This is a genomic window from Defluviimonas sp. D31, from assembly GCF_033436765.1.
Taxonomy (GTDB): domain Bacteria; phylum Pseudomonadota; class Alphaproteobacteria; order Rhodobacterales; family Rhodobacteraceae; genus Albidovulum.
Map to the genome: position 1 here is coordinate 127,049 of NZ_JAWQFN010000008.1, position 19,428 is coordinate 146,476.

The 19,428-nt window shown below is 65.9% G+C and carries 20 protein-coding genes; 15 read left to right on the plus strand and 5 right to left on the minus strand.

The features are described 5' to 3' along the window. Positions 1 to 84 precede the first annotated feature (84 nt). Positions 85 to 1,326, plus strand: coding sequence for a mandelate racemase/muconate lactonizing enzyme family protein (locus R5H32_RS14960; protein ID WP_318339490.1), 1,242 nt, complete (start codon positions 85 to 87; stop codon positions 1,324 to 1,326). Positions 1,327 to 1,521: 195 nt separating this feature from the next. Further along, positions 1,522 to 2,145: an exopolysaccharide biosynthesis protein gene (locus R5H32_RS14965; protein WP_318339491.1), complete on the plus strand. Its 624-nt coding sequence runs from the start codon at positions 1,522 to 1,524 to the stop codon at positions 2,143 to 2,145. A gap of 48 nt (positions 2,146 to 2,193) precedes the next feature. Here R5H32_RS14965 and R5H32_RS14970 read toward each other — a convergent pair whose 3' ends face one another. Further along, positions 2,194 to 2,940 (minus strand): porin family protein, encoded by a 747-nt coding sequence (locus R5H32_RS14970; RefSeq protein WP_318339492.1) that lies wholly within the window; start codon positions 2,938 to 2,940, stop codon positions 2,194 to 2,196. A gap of 311 nt (positions 2,941 to 3,251) precedes the next feature. Here R5H32_RS14970 and R5H32_RS14975 point away from each other — a divergent pair, with 311 nt between their 5' ends. The 4 genes from R5H32_RS14975 (at position 3,252) to R5H32_RS14990 (ending at position 9,049) form a co-directional block, all read left to right on the plus strand. Continuing rightward, the gene (locus R5H32_RS14975; protein WP_318339493.1) at positions 3,252 to 3,875 is read left to right on the plus strand and encodes a cytochrome b/b6 domain-containing protein; all 624 of its coding nucleotides are present in this window, start codon (positions 3,252 to 3,254) and stop codon (positions 3,873 to 3,875) included. A gap of 167 nt (positions 3,876 to 4,042) precedes the next feature. Next, a complete protein-coding gene (locus tag R5H32_RS14980) occupies positions 4,043 to 4,963 on the plus strand; it encodes a LysR substrate-binding domain-containing protein (RefSeq protein WP_318339494.1) in 921 nt (306 codons plus the stop codon). A gap of 92 nt (positions 4,964 to 5,055) precedes the next feature. Further along, complete coding sequence (locus R5H32_RS14985) at positions 5,056 to 6,612, plus strand: trimethylamine methyltransferase family protein (protein ID WP_318339495.1); 1,557 nt, start codon at positions 5,056 to 5,058, stop codon at positions 6,610 to 6,612. A 25-nt stretch (positions 6,613 to 6,637) separates the two neighbouring features. Continuing rightward, positions 6,638 to 9,049 carry an FAD-dependent oxidoreductase gene (locus R5H32_RS14990; protein WP_318339496.1) on the plus strand — a complete coding sequence of 804 codons (2,412 nt, stop codon included), beginning with the start codon at positions 6,638 to 6,640 and terminating at the stop codon, positions 9,047 to 9,049. Between the two features lie 117 nt (positions 9,050 to 9,166). Here R5H32_RS14990 and R5H32_RS14995 read toward each other — a convergent pair whose 3' ends face one another. The 4 genes from R5H32_RS14995 to R5H32_RS15010 form a co-directional block, all read right to left on the minus strand. Further along, complete coding sequence (locus R5H32_RS14995) at positions 9,167 to 10,213, minus strand: YeeE/YedE family protein (protein WP_318339497.1); 1,047 nt, start codon at positions 10,211 to 10,213, stop codon at positions 9,167 to 9,169. Between the two features lie 47 nt (positions 10,214 to 10,260). Then, positions 10,261 to 10,587, minus strand: a complete 327-nt coding sequence (locus R5H32_RS15000) for an ArsR/SmtB family transcription factor (RefSeq protein WP_412099029.1) — start codon at positions 10,585 to 10,587, stop codon at positions 10,261 to 10,263. 72 nt (positions 10,588 to 10,659) lie between these two features. Next, positions 10,660 to 11,151: a heme-binding protein gene (locus R5H32_RS15005; protein WP_318339498.1), complete on the minus strand. Its 492-nt coding sequence runs from the start codon at positions 11,149 to 11,151 to the stop codon at positions 10,660 to 10,662. Further along, entirely contained in the window at positions 11,148 to 11,444 is a 297-nt protein-coding gene (locus R5H32_RS15010; protein WP_318339499.1) for a hypothetical protein, read from the minus strand. Before R5H32_RS15010 ends, R5H32_RS15005 begins: the two co-directional genes overlap by 4 nt. Before the next feature lie 152 nt (positions 11,445 to 11,596). On the opposite strand from R5H32_RS15010, the gene R5H32_RS15015 reads away from it, so the two are divergent. From R5H32_RS15015 to R5H32_RS15055, 9 genes are all read left to right on the plus strand, one after another. Continuing rightward, positions 11,597 to 12,334, plus strand: coding sequence for a cytochrome c biogenesis CcdA family protein (locus tag R5H32_RS15015; RefSeq protein WP_318339500.1), 738 nt, complete (start codon positions 11,597 to 11,599; stop codon positions 12,332 to 12,334). 19 nt (positions 12,335 to 12,353) lie between these two features. Continuing rightward, positions 12,354 to 12,920 carry a thioredoxin family protein gene (locus R5H32_RS15020; protein WP_318339501.1) on the plus strand — a complete coding sequence of 189 codons (567 nt, stop codon included), beginning with the start codon at positions 12,354 to 12,356 and terminating at the stop codon, positions 12,918 to 12,920. A 118-nt stretch (positions 12,921 to 13,038) separates the two neighbouring features. After that, positions 13,039 to 13,512: a sulfur oxidation c-type cytochrome SoxX gene (soxX, locus tag R5H32_RS15025; RefSeq protein ID WP_318339502.1), complete on the plus strand. Its 474-nt coding sequence runs from the start codon at positions 13,039 to 13,041 to the stop codon at positions 13,510 to 13,512. 41 nt (positions 13,513 to 13,553) lie between these two features. Further along, a complete protein-coding gene (gene soxY / locus R5H32_RS15030) occupies positions 13,554 to 13,973 on the plus strand; it encodes a thiosulfate oxidation carrier protein SoxY (RefSeq protein ID WP_318339503.1) in 420 nt (139 codons plus the stop codon). Between the two features lie 17 nt (positions 13,974 to 13,990). Next, the gene (gene soxZ, locus R5H32_RS15035) at positions 13,991 to 14,320 is read left to right on the plus strand and encodes a thiosulfate oxidation carrier complex protein SoxZ (protein WP_318339504.1); all 330 of its coding nucleotides are present in this window, start codon (positions 13,991 to 13,993) and stop codon (positions 14,318 to 14,320) included. A gap of 63 nt (positions 14,321 to 14,383) precedes the next feature. Continuing rightward, positions 14,384 to 15,241 (plus strand): sulfur oxidation c-type cytochrome SoxA, encoded by an 858-nt coding sequence (soxA, locus tag R5H32_RS15040; RefSeq protein ID WP_318339505.1) that lies wholly within the window; start codon positions 14,384 to 14,386, stop codon positions 15,239 to 15,241. A gap of 117 nt (positions 15,242 to 15,358) precedes the next feature. Further along, a complete protein-coding gene (soxB, locus tag R5H32_RS15045; RefSeq protein WP_318339506.1) occupies positions 15,359 to 17,050 on the plus strand; it encodes a thiosulfohydrolase SoxB in 1,692 nt (563 codons plus the stop codon). 34 nt (positions 17,051 to 17,084) lie between these two features. Next, positions 17,085 to 18,353: a sulfite dehydrogenase gene (gene soxC / locus R5H32_RS15050; RefSeq protein ID WP_318339507.1), complete on the plus strand. Its 1,269-nt coding sequence runs from the start codon at positions 17,085 to 17,087 to the stop codon at positions 18,351 to 18,353. After that, a complete protein-coding gene (locus R5H32_RS15055; protein WP_318339508.1) occupies positions 18,337 to 19,428 on the plus strand; it encodes a c-type cytochrome in 1,092 nt (363 codons plus the stop codon). Before soxC ends, R5H32_RS15055 begins: the two co-directional genes overlap by 17 nt.

Genomic DNA, 19,428 nt, shown 5'->3' on the forward strand with positions numbered 1-19,428 from the left:
CGAAATACCCCGCGGGGGGAGGCCCGGGCCCCGCCCGGGCCCGGGGGGGCGCGAAGCCCCCCGCCACGCCAGAAAGGACAGGACATGCGCCTCAAGGACCTCGAGATCTTCACCGTAGCTCCCCCCGCCCCCGGCTGGGGCGGCCGCTACTGGATCTTCACCAAGCTCACCACCGATGACGGCATCACCGGCTACGGCGAATGCTACGCCTCCTCGGTCGGGCCCAAGGCGATGGAGACCGTCATCACCGACGTCTTCAACCGCCACATGGCCGGCGAAAACCCGGAAAACATCGAACTGATGTTCCGCCGCGCCTATTCCTCGGGCTTCACCCAGCGCCCCGACCTCACCGTGATGGGCGCCTTCTCGGGGCTCGAGATCGCCTGCTGGGACATCATCGGCAAGGCGCGAGGCCGCCCGGTCCACGCCCTCCTCGGCGGAAAGATCAACGAGCGGCTGCGCTCCTACACCTATCTCTACCCCGAAGCGGGCAAGGAGACGGCCGAGTTCTGGGTCAGCCCCGACATGGCCGCCGAGGCGGCGGCACGCTTCGCGGACATGGGCTTCACCGCCGTAAAGTTCGACCCCGCCGGCCCCTACACGATCCGCGGCGGCCACGATCCCAGCCAGTCCGACATCTCCCGCTCGGCCGCCTTCTGCAAGGCGATCCGCGAGGCGGTCGGCGACCGCGCCGACCTCCTCTTCGGCACCCACGGCCAGTTCAACGTCGCCGGTGCGATCCGGCTTGCCCAGGCGATCGAGCCCTATGGGCCGCTCTGGTACGAGGAGCCGATCCCGCCCGACAACCTTTTGGACTTCGCCGAGGTGCAGAAGGCGGTTCGGATCCCGGTCGCGACCGGCGAACGCTTTACCACCAAGGCCGAGTTTGCGACCGTGCTCAGGACCGGCGGCGCCCGCATCCTTCAGCCCGCCCTCGGCCGCGCCGGCGGGATCTGGGAGATGAAGAAGCTCGCCGCCATCGCCGAGGTCTTTACCGCCCAGATGGCCCCGCATCTCTATGCCGGCCCGGTGGAATGGGCGGCCAACATCCAGCTCGGCGCCTCGATCCCGAACCTCCTTATGGTCGAGACGATCGAGACCGGCGGCGCCTTCCACCTCAAGCTCATCAAGAACTCGATCAAGTGGGAAGAGGGCTACGTCATCGTCCCGGACACCCCAGGTCTCGGCATCGAGTTCGACGAGGATCTCGCGCGCTCCCATCCCTACACCGGGACGCGCCTGCACCTCGAGATGCAGGAGGCGCCCTGCGACTACGCGAGGCCCAACTGGTTCGAGGGCGGCGCGCCCGCGACGAAGCGGCCCTGAGGCCGGCCGAAACCCGCCGCCGCCCCGGCAGACGCTCTTGACGCGCCGGGGCGGCGGCCCATTTAAGACGCTAGCGCCCCACCCGCCCCGATCACCGGCGGCGGCATTCCGGCGGCCATGAGGTAGAGAAATGCGCCGCCCCTCCGCCCAGCGCGGATCCGCCCCGCGATGAACGCGCCCGTTCACTTTCCGGACATGAGCGAAGAGCCCCACGGCCCGTTTCGCGAGCCCAAGCCCCTGTCGCAGGTCCTCGTCGAAGCGGTGTCCGGCCCCGCCCCGCGGCTCACGCTCGGCGAGCTGGTCGGTCATCTCTCCTCGCGCGGGCTCGCGCCCCTGATCCTGCTCATGGGGATGATCAACGTCGTCACGATCATCCCCGGCTCCTCGACCGTGCTCGGCCTGCCGCTGGTGTTCCTCGGCCTTGCGCTCCTCATCGGAGCCCGCACGCTCTGGCTGCCGGCGAGCCTCCGCGACCGCAGCTTCGATCGCGCCGCGCTCCAACGGGGAGTTGAGCGCGCCCTGCCCTACCTGCAGCGGATCGAGCGCCTCGCCCATCCGCGGCTCTGGCCCTGGGGACAGGCGTTCCTCGACCGGATCTACGGTGCGATCGTGCTTTTCCTTGCGCTTATGGTGACGCTGCCGGTGCCGTTCGGCAACACGATGCCGGCGATCTCGATCATACTCCTGTCGCTCGGCTTCACCGCCCGCGACGGGCTTTGGGTCGTGGCCGGCCTCTTCACGACGGCACTTGCGCTTGGCATCGTCCTTGGCGTTGCCGGTGCGGCCACCGTAATCGGTACCAATCTGCTGGGGATATGATCCCAGCGGTTGCCGTCACCCGCAACCGTACCGTTTGGGAATGGCCCGTCAGAAGCGGTATGTCGCCCCGAGGATGGGACCGGACTGGGTGAACCTGAAGCCCCGGCCGCTGATGTCGTGATCGAAGGTGATGTAACGCCAGCCGCCCCTGATCACCCAGTTCTGGTTGATTTCGTAGTTTACAGTGCCGAGCGCCTGCCACGTCTCGCTGTCGCTGCTGAATCCGCCGTAGTCCGCAAGGATCGTGCCGCTCCACCGGTCGGCGATGGGGAACCGTACCCTCGCGCCGATCACCGGGTCGACCCAATCGTCGCCAACGGACACCCGACGCCCCGGCAGAGCGCCCGAAAACAGCTCGAGAGTGTTGTCGGTGCTGAACCACCTGAAGCCTCCGGCAAGGTCGATCGATGCGGCAGGCTCTTCATAGACCGTGTACATCGCGTAGCCGGAAAATATCTGCGTGCGCGCGTCAAAATCGGTACCCGAGAACGCGCCGCCCAGCACCGCCCCCCCGGGGATGGAGAGATCGGTGAGCATATAGTCCGCAAGCAGGGACCAGCGCCCGTTTCTCGCCTCGAATGCGCCCATCAGCGCCAGGTCGAGATTGTCGAGCGCGTCGGAGAAACTCAGCTTGGACTCGACAGTTCCGAATGCCGTACCGACGCTGTTCTTGGTTTCCGCTCCGAAAAGGTAGAAGGTCGCGGAGTAACTCCAGTCGCCAGATTGTGCCGCGGCTTGCCCAGCCAAGAGTGCGAGTGCCGCCGCACTGCATGTAGTAAGCATAAACTTGCGCATCATATACTCCGTTTGCTTTTCGGCCCAAGACATTGCGCGAATACACACCGGCGACCCGGACGCGGTCATGATTGCATCATTTTGCCACGACACCAAATGAAATCCGGCCGCGGATTCTTGCCGTCCGCACTGCAAGAGCGAATGCTCTCACGCCGAATGTCTTGCAAGCGAAGCGGCCTGCCTCTCGGCCAGATGCATCATCCGGGGCACTACCTTACAAATCCGTATAGCTCAGGAAAGCGGGGCGGCAGGTTCCGACGCGAAGGGATGAATGACACTCCGTCCACCCTCCATCCGCAACAGGTTCTGACATGCCCACCGCACTTGCGCCGACAAAGCACTCATTCGCCACCCGACTGGCCCATATCGGATTGGCTCTCGCCGTCCTGACTCAGCTTGGCACCAGCCAGGTGATGGAACCGGTCGAGCCCGGCAGCGCCGGCAATGCCTTTTTTACCCTGCACGAGTATGCCGGTCTTGCCGCCTTCGCTTTTGTCCTTGGTTTCTGGATGGCCGCGACCTTCCGGCGCCGTGGCACGGCCTGGGGCCTCCTGCTGCCCTGGTTCTCAGGCGCGCGGCTCGCGGCGCTTTGGGCCGATTCAAAGGCGCATCTCGGATCGCTCACCCGCTTTCGGATACCGGTTTACGATGCGCAATCGCCGCTGGCCTCGGCGGTCCACGGACTCGGCCTTTTACTGATGACCGCGATGGCGGGGACGGGCACGGTCTATTACGCCATCAACGCGGGCAATCCCGATGCGGGCGGGCTGGTCGGGCTGGTAATGTTCGTCCATACCAGCCTCGCAAACCTCGTCTGGGCTTATCTCATCGGCCACGGCACGCTGGCGCTGATCCATCACTTCACGCAGAACCTCGACCTGCGCGAGATGTGGTCGCTCAGCCGAGACGGAACCACCGGAGGCTCGGCGAACTGACCGGTGAATACACCCCGGGCGCTCCGCAATCCGATTGTGCGGCCGGAAGGCGGCTCTCCCCGGCGGCGCCCACGTGGCTGGCGCAACGTCTCCGGCGGTGTTGCATTTCGGCGGGCCGGAAAACAATGATCGACGAGCGCGAGTGAAACGTGCCGCAGGAGAGCCGCTTGAAACGATACACGATGCCGTCCCTGTCGTTGTTCCACACATTCGAGGCCGTGGCCCGGCGAAAGAGCTTCACGCTTGCGGCGGATGAGTTATGCCTGACGCAAAGCGCCGTCAGCCGGCAGATCAGGGCGCTGGAGGACCAGCTGGGCCTGCCGCTCTTCCGGCGCCTGCACCGGGCGATCGAGCCGACCGCAGAGGGGCGGCGGCTGTTCGAATCCGTGACGCGTGGCCTGCGGGAGATCGAGGACTGCGTCGCCGGGCTGCGCGCGGCGACGGAGAACCCGCAGATCACCGTCGCGGCCTCGGTCGCCTTTTCCTACTACTGGCTGATGCCGCGGCTGGAGCGGTTCAGTGCCCGGCATCCAGAAATCGACCTGAGGATTCTCGCGACGGACCAGAGGGTGGACCTTCGCCAGGAAGGCGTGGACGTGGCGATACTGTACGGTTCCGGGCAATGGGAGGGCGCCCGCTCGTACCTTCTGTTCGGGGAGCGGGTCTACCCGGTTTGCAGTCAGGCCTATCTGCGAAGCCACCCGGAGCTTCGCTCGGCCTCGGACATGCTCGACCAGACGCTTCTGCATCTCGATGGCGGCGGCAACATCTGGGGTGGCGTGGACTGGCGCGTCTGGCTCGCGACGCAGGGCGCGACGGGTCAGCCGGTGCGGCGCGGCGTCCGGCTGAACAGCTATCCGATGATCATCCAGGCGGCCGAAGCCGGGCGCGGCGTGGCGCTGGGCTGGAGCTACATCACCGACCCGATGCTGGCCGAGGGCCGTCTGGTGTGCCCGGTCGACAAGGTACTGGAGACGCGCGAGGGCTATTACGTCGGCGCATTGGAAACAGACGCGGATGACCCGGACATCGCCAGCTTTCTGCAGTGGATAAGGGACGAGGTCGACGGGGCTCCGCGTGACGCATGATCCTGGGGAATGTATTGCATTCGAATTGATCGTTTGAACCACGATGACAAAGTCGTTCAACTGCGCCCTCGGAAGACCTCTGGAGGGCCGTCATGACCAATGTCTCGCTTCGCCGATCCAAACGCCCGGGGCGCGGCGGCGGCGCCGAGGTGACGCCCGCGCTTCCTCCGATCACGCCCGGCATGATCGGAGGGCACTACCAGCCCCTCACCGGCCCCGAGATGGAGCGCATCCACCAGCTGGTTCTGCGCCTTCTCGAAGACCTGGGGCTTTCGCAGGTCACGCCAAGCCTGGAGCGGCGCGCGGTCGAGGCCGGGTGCCGGGTCGACGACGACGGCCGCCTGCGGTTTCCCCGCGCGCTGGTCGAGGACGTAATCGCCCGCACAAGGCGCAAGTTCACCCTGCATGGGCTAGACCCGATCCACGATCTGGAGATCGGCGGCCGGCGCGTGCACACGGGCACCGGCGGGGCGGCGCCAACGATCATGGACTTCCACAGCGGAAAGTACCGTGAAAGCACTGTGGCCGATCTCTATGACATCGCCCGTCTCGTGGACCGGCTCGACAATATCCACTGGTATCATCGCTCCGTCGTGGCGCGCGACACCGACACGATCCTCGATCTCGACATCAACACCACCTATGCCTGCCTCTCGGGCACGACCAAGTCGGTTGCCGTCAGCTACACCGACGGCAACAGCGTGCGCGCCGTGCAGCCGATGCTGGACATGGTCGCGGGCGGCGAGGGCAAGTTCCGCGAACGGCCCTTCTGCACCGCCGTATGCTGCCATGTCGTGCCGCCGATGCGCTTTGCCACCGAAAGCTGCGACGCGCTGGAAGCGGCGGTCCTTGCCGGAATGCCGATCCTTCTCGTCTCGGCCGGCCAGGCCGGGGCAACGGCGCCGGCGGCGCTTGCCGGAGCAGTGGCGCAGGCCTGTGCCGAGGTGCTCGCGGGGCTGATCCTGTGCAACATCATCGAGCCCGATTGCCGGGGCATCTTCGCCACCTGGCCCTTCGTGTCGGACCTGCGCACCGGCGCCATGTCGGGCGGTTCGGGCGAGCAGGCGCTCCTGTCGGCGGCCTGCGCCCAGATGGCGGGGTTCTACGACCTGCCGAACTCCGTCCCCGCGGGCATGACCGACAGCAAGTTGCCCGACGCCCAGGCAGGCGGTGAAAAGGGCTACACGATCTCGCTCGCCGCCCATGCCGGGGCGTCGATGATCCACGAATGCGCCGGGATGCAGGGCAGCCTGATGGGCACGGCATTCGAAAGCTATGTGCTGGACAACGATCTTCTCGGCGCGATCCTGCGCACGGTGAAGGGGGTCGAGGTCAGCGAGGATGCGCTCAGCTTCGATGCGATCCGCGACGTGGTAATGGGCGCGGGGCACTTCCTCGGTCATCCGCAGACCTTCGCGCGGATGAAGACCGACTACCTCTACCCCGAGATCGCCGATCGCCGCAGCATCAGCGAATGGCAGGATGCCGGAGCCCGCGAGGCGCGCGAGGTGGCGCGCGACAGGGTGCGCCGGATCCTCGCCGACCACTACCCAAGCCACATCGGCGCCGAGATCGATGCGCGGCTGCGCGATAGCTACAAAATCATCCTCCCGAAGGCCCGCATGCGCGCCGGGAACGGCGTCTGGTAAACCATCGAAAGAAACGGAGTTCGTGATGCAGTCACATGCGAGAGTGGTCATCGTCGGCGGCGGCATGATGGGCGTCGGCCTCGCCTATCACCTGGCCGAGGAGGGCTGGAAGGATGTGCTGCTGATCGAGAAGGCGGAGTTGACGAGCGGTTCCACATGGCATGCGGCGGGCCAGTGCCCGTCCTTCATCGGCAACTACAACATGGCCAAGATCCATCACTACTCCAACACGCTCTATCCGCGGCTGGAGGAGCTGACCGGCCATCCGACCGGCTGGCACGGCTGTGGCGGCATCCGCCTGGCCACGACGCCGGAGGAAGTCGACTGGTTCCGCCACGTCTCGGGCTTTGCCGCCAATGTCGGCTTCCAGATGGAGATCATCGGCCCCGACCGGATCCGGGAACTGAACCCCTGGCTGAACACCGACGGCATCCTCGCCGGCGCGCATACGACAATGGACGGCCATGTGGACCCGGCCAGCGCCTGCAACGCCATGGCCGCCGGGGCGCGGCAACTCGGCGCGACGATCGTCCGGCACAACCGGGTGACCGGCATCACCCGCCTGCCCTCGGGTGAATTCGAGGTGGTCACCGAGCAGGGCAATGTCATCTGCGAACACGTCGTCAACGCCGGCGGCTGCTATGCCCGCGAGGTCGGCGCCTGGCTGGGGGTCGAAACCCCGATAACCAACATGGAGCACCAGTACCTGGTGACCGAGCCCTTGGCGGCCTTCAAGGGTCTGGATACCGAGCTGCCGGTCATGCGCGACCCGGCCACCGCCGGCTATTACCGCCAGGAACAGAAGGCCGGGCTCGTCGGCATCTACGAGCATCACGGCGCGAAGGAGGCCTGGGCGGCACGCGGCGGCCGGCCGGAATGGCAAAGCGAGAACGAGCTTTTCGAAGGCGATCTCGACCGCATCGCGCCTTGGCTCGAAAAGGCGCTGGAGCGGATGCCGATCTTTGCCGAGGCGGGCATCAAGCGGATCATAAACGGGGCCATCCCGCACACGCCGGACGGCAATCCCTTGGTCGGCCCAGCGCATGGTGTCCGGAATTACTGGCAATGCTGCGGATCGTCGATCGGCATCGCCCAGGGCGCCGGATGCGGGAAATACCTCGCGCAGTGGATGGTCCACGGCGATGTCGAGATCAACATGGCCAGCGTCGATCCGCGCCGCTTCGGCGGCTATGCCGATGCGGACTACACCCGCGCCAAGAGCTTCGACGACTATCACAACATGTTCGAAACCCCGCTGCCCGGCCGCGAGATCCATGCGGGCCGCCCGAACCGGGTAACGCCGCTCTACGAGAAGCTGAAGGCGAAAGGCGCGGTCCACACCGAGGTCCACGGCTGGGAGCGGCCCAAGTACTTCGCCCCGGCGGGCTTTGCCGAAAAGCTGCAGTACCGGCGCAACAACACCTTCGATCTGGTGGCCGCCGAGTGCCGCGCGGTGCGAGAGCGGGTGGGCATCATGGACCTGTCGATCTTCGCCAAGTTCGACGTCGCCGGCCCCGGCGCCGAGGCGCTTCTCGATCGGCTGACGGCGAACCGGCTGCCGCGAAAGCCGGGCGGCATCAACCTTACCCATGTCCTGTCGGAGGGCGGCCGGATCGAGGGCGAATGGACCATCACCCGCCTCGCCGACGACCGGTTCTATGTGCTGACCGGTGCCGGCGCCGAGCGCCAGGCGCTCGACCATCTGCGCTTCGCCGCCGGTGGGGACGTGACCATCACCAATGTCACCGACGCCTACGGCATGCTGGTCGTCGCCGGCCCGAAGGCGCGCGAGGTTCTGGTGCCGCTGACCGATGCGGACCTGAGCAACGCGGGCTTCCGCTGGCTTTCCGGGCAGGAGATCACCATCGCAAACGTGCCGGTCCGCGCACTCCGGGTCACCTATCTCGGCGAGCTCGGCTGGGAGCTGCACGCGCCCATGGCCGAGCTGGAAACGCTCTACGATGCGATCTGGGCATCGGGCGCGGCACACGGCATCGCCGATTTCGGCAGCCATGCGGTCAACGCGCTGCGCATGGAGAAGGGCTATCGCGGCTTCGGCGCCGAGCTCACCAACGAGATCACACTGGTCGAGGCCGATTGCCTGCGCTTTTACGCTCCGGACAAGGGCGATTTCTCCGGTCGCGCCGCCACCGAGGCCCGGCGGGCGGACGGCATTGCAACCCGGCTCGTCTATGGCGAGGTCAACGCCACGGATTGCGACATCTACGGCGGCGAGGCGGTGATGCTGGGCGAAAGGGTGGTGGGTGTCTGCACCTCCGGCGGCTACGGCCATGTCACCGGCAAGAGCCTTGCCTTCGCCTATCTGGATCCCGATGCCACCGGCGATCTCGAGGTGGTCATCCTCGGTGAGCGGCGCGCCATGAAGCTTCTGGGCGAACCCGCCTGGGATCCGGCGAACGTACGTCAGAAAGGGTAACGCTGCCCGCATCTGCGACGGAAGAAGACGGGGCCCTTGCCGGATCAGGGCGCAGCTGAACGCCGGCACCGATGCCGGCGTTCCGGCCTTCGGGCCCGGGCAAGACCGCCGGACCTGTCAGTCCGGCTGGAACCCCTGAATCAGCCGCCGCAGCCCGAAGAGGGCGCCCAGCACGATCGCGCCCAGCGTCACCGGCGCGGAAAAGGCCAGTGTGGACATCGCGGTCACGCCCTGTCCGATCGAGCATCCCAGCGCCAGCGTGCCGCCGATGCCCATCATCGCCGCCCCGGAAATCTGGCGGCCGAGCTCGCGGGGATCCTCGCATGCCTCCCAGCGGAAGCGGTGACGGATCGTCGAACCGATGAACGCTCCCGCCAGGACGCCGGCAACGACACCGACCGAGAAGCCCGGACCGCCCGCGGTCGACGTCATTGCGTACAGGATCGTGCGTCCGAGCGGCGCGGTGAAGTACGGCCCCTCGACGGCGATCTCGCCGAAGCTGTAGTCGTTGAGCAGCGACGTACCGACAAAGCACCAGACCACCGCCAGGCCGGCCGCGACGCCCCAGTAGATCTGCCGCGGAGACTCGCGCAGCGGCTGGTGTACCAGCGCCCATGCCAGAGCGCCCCCTCCGGCGATCAGCGCGAAAATGAGGGGCGCAAGCCCGGACAGGTCCGCGAACAGATACGCAAAGCCCTGCGGCCCCTCGGAGGGCTCCTGCGCAAAGAGCGCGATCCGGATCGGAGCGAGCGGGCCGGACAGCGTCACGAAGGCGAAGATGCCGATTACAACCACCACGACCAGCGACCGCAGATCGCCTCCGCCGAACCGCACCAGCGCGCCGAAGCCGCAATTCCCGGCCATCGCCATGCCGTAGCCGAACAGGAGCCCGCCAAGCACGGAAGCCAGGGGGTTCCAGGCGATCGTATGGTAGAAGCTCGCCGCGGGATCGGCCCAGCCCACGGCGGCCGCGGCGAAGGTGCCGATGATCGAGATGCCTAGCACCACGCCCCAGAGCCGAAGCCTGCGCTGGTCCTCGCCGTAGAAGGCCGCCTCGATCGCGCCGAGCGTGCAGAACTCGCCGAGCCGGGCGGCAAGCCCCAGAACGATGCCGCCGACGAGCCCGACAATCGCGGCAAGAGCGCCAACAGGTAGTGACTCCATTGTTCTTCCTTATTGCCCGCCGGTGCCGATCGTCAGCCTTGCGGCTCTCAGTTTTCGTTGCAGTACATATCGAAGACAAGCCCTACGACCCGAGCCGCGCGGTCGTCGTTCAGCGAATAGTAGATCGCCTTTCCGTCCCGGCGCGCCTTGACCAGACCCTCGAGGCGAAGCCGCGCGAGTTGCTGACTGACGGTAGATTGCCGCGACAGAAGAAGCGTTTCAAGTTCGGTGACCGACTTCTCGCCGCTGGCGAGATAACACAGGATCATCAGCCGCCCGTCATGGGCGAGCGCCTTGAGAAGGTTGGATGCCTGCTCTGCACGCTCCGCAAGCCCCGAGGAATGGATGTCGCGAAGCCCGTCCTCGCCGCACACGCGCTGCGCCGACTCCGGCTTGCTCTTCCTGTCTGGGGTGTCCAAAGGGGTGATTCCTCTCGGGTCGCGGGCTCAGAAGCTGATGTCGTCCTCCACCGCGGCGATGCCCGCGCGGGCGCAACCGTCGTCGAGATCCGGCCCTGGCGCCCCCGAAACGCCGACGCCGCCGACCAGCGATCCGGCGGCATCCACCGGCACCCCGCCACCCAGCGCGAGCGCCTGCGACAGGTCGCGGATCCCCGACGAGATCGTACCCGGCAAGGTCTCTTCGGCGAGCGCCAGCGTGTCGGTGCGGAAGCTCACCGCCGTCCAGGCCTTGCGCCGCGCGGTTTCTTCGACATGCGGACCGGCGAGGCGGTCGCGCAGGAACACCTGGGTCACCCCGAACCGGTCGACCACCGCGACCCCGACCTGGTAGCCCTTGGCGCGGCAATCCTCCATCGCCGCCTGAGCAAGACGGAGCGCGACTTCCAGCTTCATCACGCTGAACTGGACAAGCGCCTCTTGGTCCTGCGACTGGGCAGGACCAGCACAAAGCGCGACGGCAAGCGCCAACCTTTTCATTCCTCGTTCTCCCTTTTGTATTGGCCCGTCTCGACGAGCATCTTGCCAAGCAACCCCCAGAAGAAATCCTCGCCCGGATGGCCTTCGATCCTGCCGACCTCCCGCCCGTCGGCCAAGAGGATGAAGGTCGGTGTAAACACCGGCAGCGCCGCGATTTCGGCGTTCGCCGGGTACGGCCCTTTTACATGCACGCGCTCCAGCGGAGCCGCCCGGCCCTCGGGCGTTTTGGGATAGATCGGGGCGATCACCCGGTCCCACTCGGCGCAATAGGCGCAGCCTTCGCGCTCGACCATGAGCAGACGGAGATCGGCTTTCGCTGCGCTTGCAACGGTGCCGGCCAGAAGCAAAAGACAGATCAGGGCGCTACGCATTGTTGACGCCTGCATGATTACATATAAATATCTTAATATGTTTCGGCGCGACCGGCAAGGCGAGGTATTCGGTGTTGCTCGATCCCACAATTGGCGGCGCGATACTGGCGGGGCTCCTGTCGTTCCTGTCGCCATGTATCCTGCCGATGGTGCCGTTCTACCTGTGCTACATGGCCGGAATCTCGATGGCCGAACTCCGCTCGGACGCGTCGGTGGCGCCGGGCGCGCAGCGGCGGCTGGTCCTGTCCGCGGTCTTCTTCGCGCTCGGCGTGACCTCGATCTTCGTGCTTCTCGGCATGGGGGCCACCGCCGTCGGCAATGCCTTTCGGCAATGGATGGAACCTCTGTCCTGGGTCGCAGCGGCGGTTCTTCTGGTCTTCGGGCTGCACTTTCTCGGCATCGTGCGCATCCCCTTCCTCTACCGGGAGGCGCGGATCGAAACGAAGGTGGCGCCGACGAGCATCGCCGGCGCCTATGTCATGGGCCTCGCCTTCGGCTTCGGCTGGACGCCCTGCGTCGGACCGGCGCTCGCGGCGATCCTCATGGTGGCCTCCAGCCTCGAGACAATCTGGCGCGGGGCCGTGCTTCTCTTCGTGTACGGCCTGGCGATGACTACGCCCTTCGTGCTGGCCGCGATATTCGCCAAGCCGTTCCTGAACTGGATGAGCAAATACCGGAAATACCTCGGCCATGTGGAAAAGATCATGGGCATGATGCTGATCGCCTTCGCGGCGCTGATCGCGACCGGTTCGGTCAACGCGATCGCGCAGTTCATGATCGAGCACATGCCCTGGACCATGAATTTCGTTTGACCCTGCAAGGGAGGGAGCCATGAAGACCTTCATTCGCACGCTCGCCGTTCTCGCCGCGCTTGCGACGCCTGCTCTTGGCGTCGAACTCGGCGACGACGGCCTGCACAAGCCCGACTGGCTGCGCAATACGTTCAAGGACCTGCGCGAGGATCTGGCCGAAGCGAATGCCGAGGGAAAGCGCCTGATGGTCATCATCGAGCAGCGCGGCTGCATCTACTGCACCCAGATGCACGAGGAGATATTCCCCGACCCCGAGATCGACGCGCTGATCCGCGAAACCTACTTCGTCGTGCAGATGAACCTCTTCGGCGATGTCGAGGTCACCGACTTCGACGGAACGGCCCTGCCGGAAAAGGAGATGGCCGTGCGCTGGGGCGTGGTCTTCACCCCGACGATGCTCTTCTTTCCCGAGGAGGTGCCCGAGGGTGTGACCGCTGCGCAGGCCGCGGTCTTCACGGTTCCCGGCGCGTTCGAAAGGGGGACAACCTCGGCGCTGTTCACCTGGGTTCGCGACCACGGGTACGAATCGGGGGAGCATTTTCAGCACTACGTGGCCGAGCGCTCCAAGGCGGGCGGGTCGAACTGATCGAGGGATCCCGGACATGCGAAAACACATTCTTACATTCAGGTAGTTGAATTTTTTGTTGCGTGCGGCAACTTGCCTCGGCTACCTTCTGAGTCGGAGGAAATCAGGGAGGACTTCGATGAAGCGCCAGATTGTTCTTGGCCTGGTCTTGTCGGCGCTCACGGCCCCGGCGGCAGTGGGCGCAACGGCTCCGTCGGCGGTGTCGTTCGCTGAGGGCGCGGTGGCCGAGTCCCTGACCGGGACGGCAGGCAACCCGGAAGAGGGGATGAACGTGATTTCGGACCGCGGGCTTGGCAACTGCGTTGCCTGCCATGCGATCTCGGCGATGCCGGACGTCGCTTTCCAGGGCAATGTCGGACCGACCCTCGACGGGGCCGCCGACCGCTGGACCGAGCAACAGCTCAGGGGCATCGTCGCCGATGCCAAGAAGACCTTCGACGGCACGATCATGCCGTCCTTCTACAAGAACGAGGGCTACATCCGCCCCGGCGACGCCTTCACCGGCAAGGCTGCCGAGGGCGAACTGGCGCCGTTGCTGACGGCGCAGCAGATCGAGGACGTGGTGGCCTATCTCCTGACGCTCAAGGAATGAGCGGGTGGGGACGGACGGATCGAATGAGAAGGAACCAAGCGATGCAACTATCCAGACGTAACGCGATGGCGATCGGCCTCGGCGGCGTCGCCCTTGCCGTCCTGCCGCGGCAAGGGCGCGCGGCGACGGTCGAGGAGCTCACGGCGGCTTTCTCTGGCGGCGCCGAGATTGGGGCCGGCGGGCTCACCCTGACGGCGCCCGAGATCGCGGAGAATGGCAACACGGTGCCGATCTCGGTCTCCGCGCCGGGGGCCACGGCCATCATGCTCATGGCTGCGGGGAACCCGACACCCGCCGTCGGCACGTTCAACTTCGGCCCGGCGGCCGGGTCGCAGGCGGTTTCCACGCGGATCCGGCTGGCCAAGACCCAGGACGTGATCGCCATGGCTAAGATGGCCGACGGCAGCGTCGTGCAGGCGCAGGCCACGGTCAAGGTCACCATCGGCGGCTGCGGCGGCTGAGGCAAGGGAGCAAGAAAATGGCAAAAGACGTCAAACCCCGCGTGAAGGTCCCGAGTTCGGCCGCTGCCGGCGACGTGGTGACAATCAAGACGCTGATCAGCCACCCGATGGAGTCGGGCCAGCGCAAGGACAAGGACGGGAGCCTGATCCCGCGCTCGATCATCAATCGCTTCACCTGCGACTTCAACGGCCAGAACGTCATCGACGTGACGCTGGAGCCGGCGATCTCGACCAACCCGTATTTCGAGTTCGACGCCAAGGTCGATGCGACCGGAGAGTTCAAGTTCACCTGGTACGACGATGACGGCTCCGTCTACGAGGAAACCAAGGCGATCGAGGTCGCCTGACGACGGGCGAGGACAGCGCGTCTGCCGGCCTGACCGGCGGACGCCTCTCAGGGAGGATAACGGATGAAGATGAGATTACTCGCCGGCACCTGCGCCCTCGCGGCCCTTGCGCTCTCGGGCCTGACGGCGGCTGCGGATCCCGTGGATGACACGCTGGTCGTCAACGGCGATATCCAGATGGTCACCCGAACCGACAAGGCGCCCGAATATATCGATGGATTGAGCGAACAGTATTCCGGCTGGCACTTCCGCGAGGACGATACCCGCGTGATGCAGGCCGACGACTTCGACAACCCGGGCATGCTCGGCGTCGAGGCCGCGACCGAGGTCTGGAACGCGGTCGACGGCAGCGAGGGCAAGGCCTGTGCCTCCTGCCACGAGGCGCCCGAAAGCATGGCGGGTGTGCGGACCCAGATGCCGAAGTTCAACGAGGCGAAGGGCGACATGTACACGCTCGAGATGTATGTCAACGAGTGCCGGACCGAGCGCATGGGCGCCGAGGCCTGGGAATGGGATAGCTCCGACATGGTCAACATGACGGCGCTCATCTCCTCGGTCTCGCGCGGGATGCCGATGAACGTGGCCGTCGACGGGCCCGCCCAGTCCTACTGGGAGAAGGGCAAGGAGATGTACTACACCCGCTATGGCCAGCTCGAACTCGCCTGTTCGAACTGTCACGAGGACAATTACGGCAACTTCATCCGCGCCGACCACCTGAGCCAGGGCCAGATCAACGGCTTCCCGGTCTACCGGCTGAAGGACGCCAAACTCTCGTCGATCCACAACCGCTTCAAGGGCTGCATCCGCGACACGCGGGCCGAGACCTTCAAGCCGGGCTCACCGGAGTTCATCGCGCTGGAGCTTTACGTCGCCTCGCGCGGCAACGGGCTGTCGGTCGAGGGGCCGTCGGTGCGCAACTAGTGACGCCGGCCGGGCGGTCCATCGCCTGGCCGTTGCATCCGCTAAATGAAAGACGAGGCAGGGCAGCTCGCGCTTCGGCGCGCGGGCGGGCCTTTGCCCAAGGATAAGGACGTAGAGATGATCTCGCGGCGGGACTTTCTTCAGGCGACGGTAGCCGCTTCGGCGCTCTGGGGCGCGTCGGGCGTCGGCAACTGGGCGCGGCTCGCCGCGCAGCAACGGCTCACGCAGGACCAGCTCCTGAAGTTCGAGGATTACGGCAACGTGACCCTCATCCACATCACCGACATCCATGCCCAGATGAAGCCGCTCTGGTTCCGCGAGCCCGAGATCAACATCGGCGTCGGCGACAACCGGGGTGTGCCGCCGCATGTCACGGGGGCCGATTTCCTGAAGATGTTCAATATCGAGACCGGCAGCCCCCATGCCTATGCGCTGACCTACCCGGATTTCGAGGCGCTGGCGAAGGGCTACGGCCGGATGGGCGGGCTCGATCGCTGCGCGACCGTGATCAAGGCGATCCGCGCGGCGCGCCCCGATGCGCTTCTGCTCGATGGCGGCGACACATGGCAGGGTTCGCTTACCGCGCAGCGCACGCTCGGTCAGGACATGGTCAATGTGATGAACGCGCTGAAGCCCGATGCGATGACCTCGCACTGGGAGTTCACGCTCGGCATCGACCGGGTGACTGAGATCGTTGAGGGGCTCGCCTTCCCCTTCCTCGGCGCAAACATCTTCGACACCGAATGGGACGAACCGGCCTACGAGCCCTACAAGATGTTCGAGGCGGGTGGGACAAAGGTCGCGGTGATCGGCCAGGCCTTCCCGTATCTTCCGATTGCCAACCCGAAATGGATGTTCCCGGGCCTTTCCTTCGGTGTACGCGAGGAGCGCATGGCCGAGGTCGTTCAGGAGGTCCGCGACGCCGGCGCCGGTCTGGTCGTCGTGCTTTCCCACAACGGCTTCGACGTCGACCGCAAGATGGCCGGCAATGTCGAGGGGATCGACGTGATCCTGACCGGCCATACCCATGACGCGCTGCCTGAGCCGGTGATGGTGGGCAAGACGCTGCTGATTGCCTCCGGCTCGAACGGCAAGTTCATCAGCCGTGTCGATCTCGACGTCCAGAACGGCCAGATGTTGGGCTTCAAGCACAAGCTGATCCCGATCTTCTCGGACGTGATCACCCCTGACGCCGAGGTCGCCGCGCTGATCGACGCCGAGCGCGAGCCCTTCAAGGCGGAGCTTGAGGAAGTCATCGGCGCGACCGACAGCCTCCTCTACCGGCGCGGCAACTTCAACGGCACCTGGGACGACCTGATCTGCAACGCGCTGATCGACGAGCATCAGGCCGACATCGCGCTGTCGCCCGGCTTCCGCTGGGGGCCGTCGCTGCTGCCGGGCGAGCCGATCACCCGCGAGGACCTGCACAACGCGACCGCGATGAACTACCCGGCAGCCTACCGCACGGAGATGACCGGCGAGACGCTCCACACGATCCTCGAGGACGTGGCCGACAACCTCTTCAACCCCGACCCCTATTACCAGCAGGGCGGCGACATGGTCCGGGTCGGCGGCATGGGCTACCGCATCGACGTGACCAAGCCGCAGGGCTCCCGCATCACCGAAATGACGATGCTCAAGTCCGGCGAGGCGGTCGACCCGGCCAAGACCTATGCCGTTGCCGGCTGGGCCAGCGTCAACGAGGGCACCGAAGGCCCGGCGATCTGGGATCTCGTCGAGGCGTGGATCAAGAAGCAGGGCACGGTGTCGATCGACCCCAACACCTCCGTGCAGGTCGCGGGGGCCTGAAATGATGAAGAAGACCACGAGACAGGAGGTTTCAATGTCTGGAACCGATGACACGGGCACCAGCCGCCGCGCCTTCCTCGGCGCCGGGCTCGCCGCCGGCAGCGCCGTCGCAACCGTGGGGCTGGCCCGCGCGCAAGATGCCGACCCCCTTATCACCGAGGTACAGGACTGGGCCTCCGCCTTCGGCGATCCGGTCGACGCGTCGCCCTACGGAATGCCGATCCACTACGAATCCCACGTCGTCCGGCGCAATGTCGAATGGCTGACGGAAAGTCCGGTCTCCTCGATCAATTTCACACCGATTCACGCTCTTGAAGGCACGATAACCCCACAGGGTTGTGCCTTCGAACGCCACCACTCCGGAGCGATCGAACTGGCGAAACAGGATTACCGGCTGATGATCAGCGGCCTCGTCGAGAGGCCGCTGGTCTTCACCTATGAGGATCTGACGCGGTTCCCGCGGACGATCACCACCGCCTTCTGCGAATGCGCGGCCAATGGCGGCATGGAATGGGGCGGCGCGCAGCTTGAAGGCTGCCAGTTCACCCAAGGCATGATCCACAACATGGAATATACCGGCGTGCCGCTGCGTCTGCTTCTGGAGGAGGCCGGCGTGAAGCCCGAGGGCAAGTGGGTCTATGCCGAGGGCGCCGATGCCTCCTCGAACGGCCGCTCGATGCCTCTGGAAAAGGCGATGGACGACGTGCTCGTCGCCTTCTTCGCCAATGGCGAGGCGCTGCGGAAGGAACACGGCTACCCGGTCCGGCTCGTCGTGCCGGGGTTCGAAGGCAACATGTGGGTCAAGTGGCTGCGCCGGATCGGGGTCTACGACCAGGCGGTAGAAAGCCGCGAGGAGACCTCGAAATACACCGACCTGATGCCAGATGGCCGGGCGCGGAAATGGACCTGGGTTATGGATGCGAAATCGGTCATCACCTCGCCGAGCCCACAGGCGCCGATCCGGCATGGCAAGGGGCCTCTGGTGATCACCGGCCTCGCCTGGTCCGGTCATGGCAAGATCGAGCGCGTCGACGTCTCGCTCGACGGCGGCGTGAACTGGGTCGAGGCGCGGCTCACGGGCGACGTGAAATCGAAGGCCCTCACCCGCTTCCACCTCGACATCGACTGGGACGGGTCCGAGATGTTCCTGCAGTCCCGCGCGGCCGACGAGACGGGTTATGTCCAGCCCACCAAGAACCAGCTGCGCGAGATCAGGGGGCTGAACAACGTCTACCATAACAATGGCATCCAGACCTGGTGGGTCCGGGCCGACGGGGAGGTCGAGAATGTCGAAATCGCTTAAGCTTCTCGCCCCCGCGCTCGCGCTTCTGGCCGCGCCCGCTTTCGCCGAACCGCTTGGCCTCGGCCGCGCCGCGCTGCCCGAGGAGATCGCGGCCTGGGATGTCGCGGTCCTGCCCGACGGCACCGGCCTGCCGGACGGCTCGGGCGATGTCTTCACCGGCGACGAAGTGTTTGCCGAGAAATGCGCCTCCTGTCACGGCGACTTCGCGGAAGGCATCGACAACTGGCCGGTGCTGGCCGGCGGACAGGGGTCGCTGACGAACCGCCGCCCGGTCAAGACGATCGGGTCATACTGGCCGCATCTCTCGACCGTCTGGGACTATATCCACCGCTCGATGCCCTTCGGCGCGGCCCAGACCGTCACAGCGGACGAGACCTATGCGATCACCGCCTTTCTGCTCTATTCGAACGGGATCGTGGAGGACGATTTCGAGCTGTCGCAAACGAACTTCAAGGACATCGTCCTGCCCAACGCCGAGGGGTTCTACCCCGACGACCGGCCCGGGACGGAGTACCCGCTCTTTTCCGTCGCGCCCTGCATGCAAGGTTGCCGGGAGCCGGTGAAGGTCACCAAGCGCGCGGTCGAGCTGAAAGTCACGCCGACGGATCCGGACGGCAAGCCCGCGGGAACGCTCCCGGACCTGCGTGTCGGGGCAGCTGCGGGACTGGCCGCCACGGAGGAAACCGCGGCCGAAACCGAACAGTCCGACGCGGAGCCTGCCGGCGAGGCCACCGCCGAGACCGCCGCCGCCGATCCGGCGCTGATCGAGGCGGGCGCGAAGGTCTTCAAGAAATGCCAGGCCTGCCACAAGGTCGGCGAGGGCGCCAAGAACGCCACCGGCCCGGCGCTGAACGGCATCGTCGATGGCGCAGCCGGCAGCGTCGAGGGCTTTCGCTACTCCAAGCCCATGCAGGCCGCCGCGGAAGGCGGACTGGTCTGGAGCCATGAGGCGCTTGCCGAGTTCCTTGCCGACCCCAAGGGCTACATGAAGGGGACCAAGATGTCCTTCGCTGGCCTGAAGAAGCCCGAAGAGATCGAGGCGGTTATCGCGTATCTCGCCTCGGTCGGTGGGTGA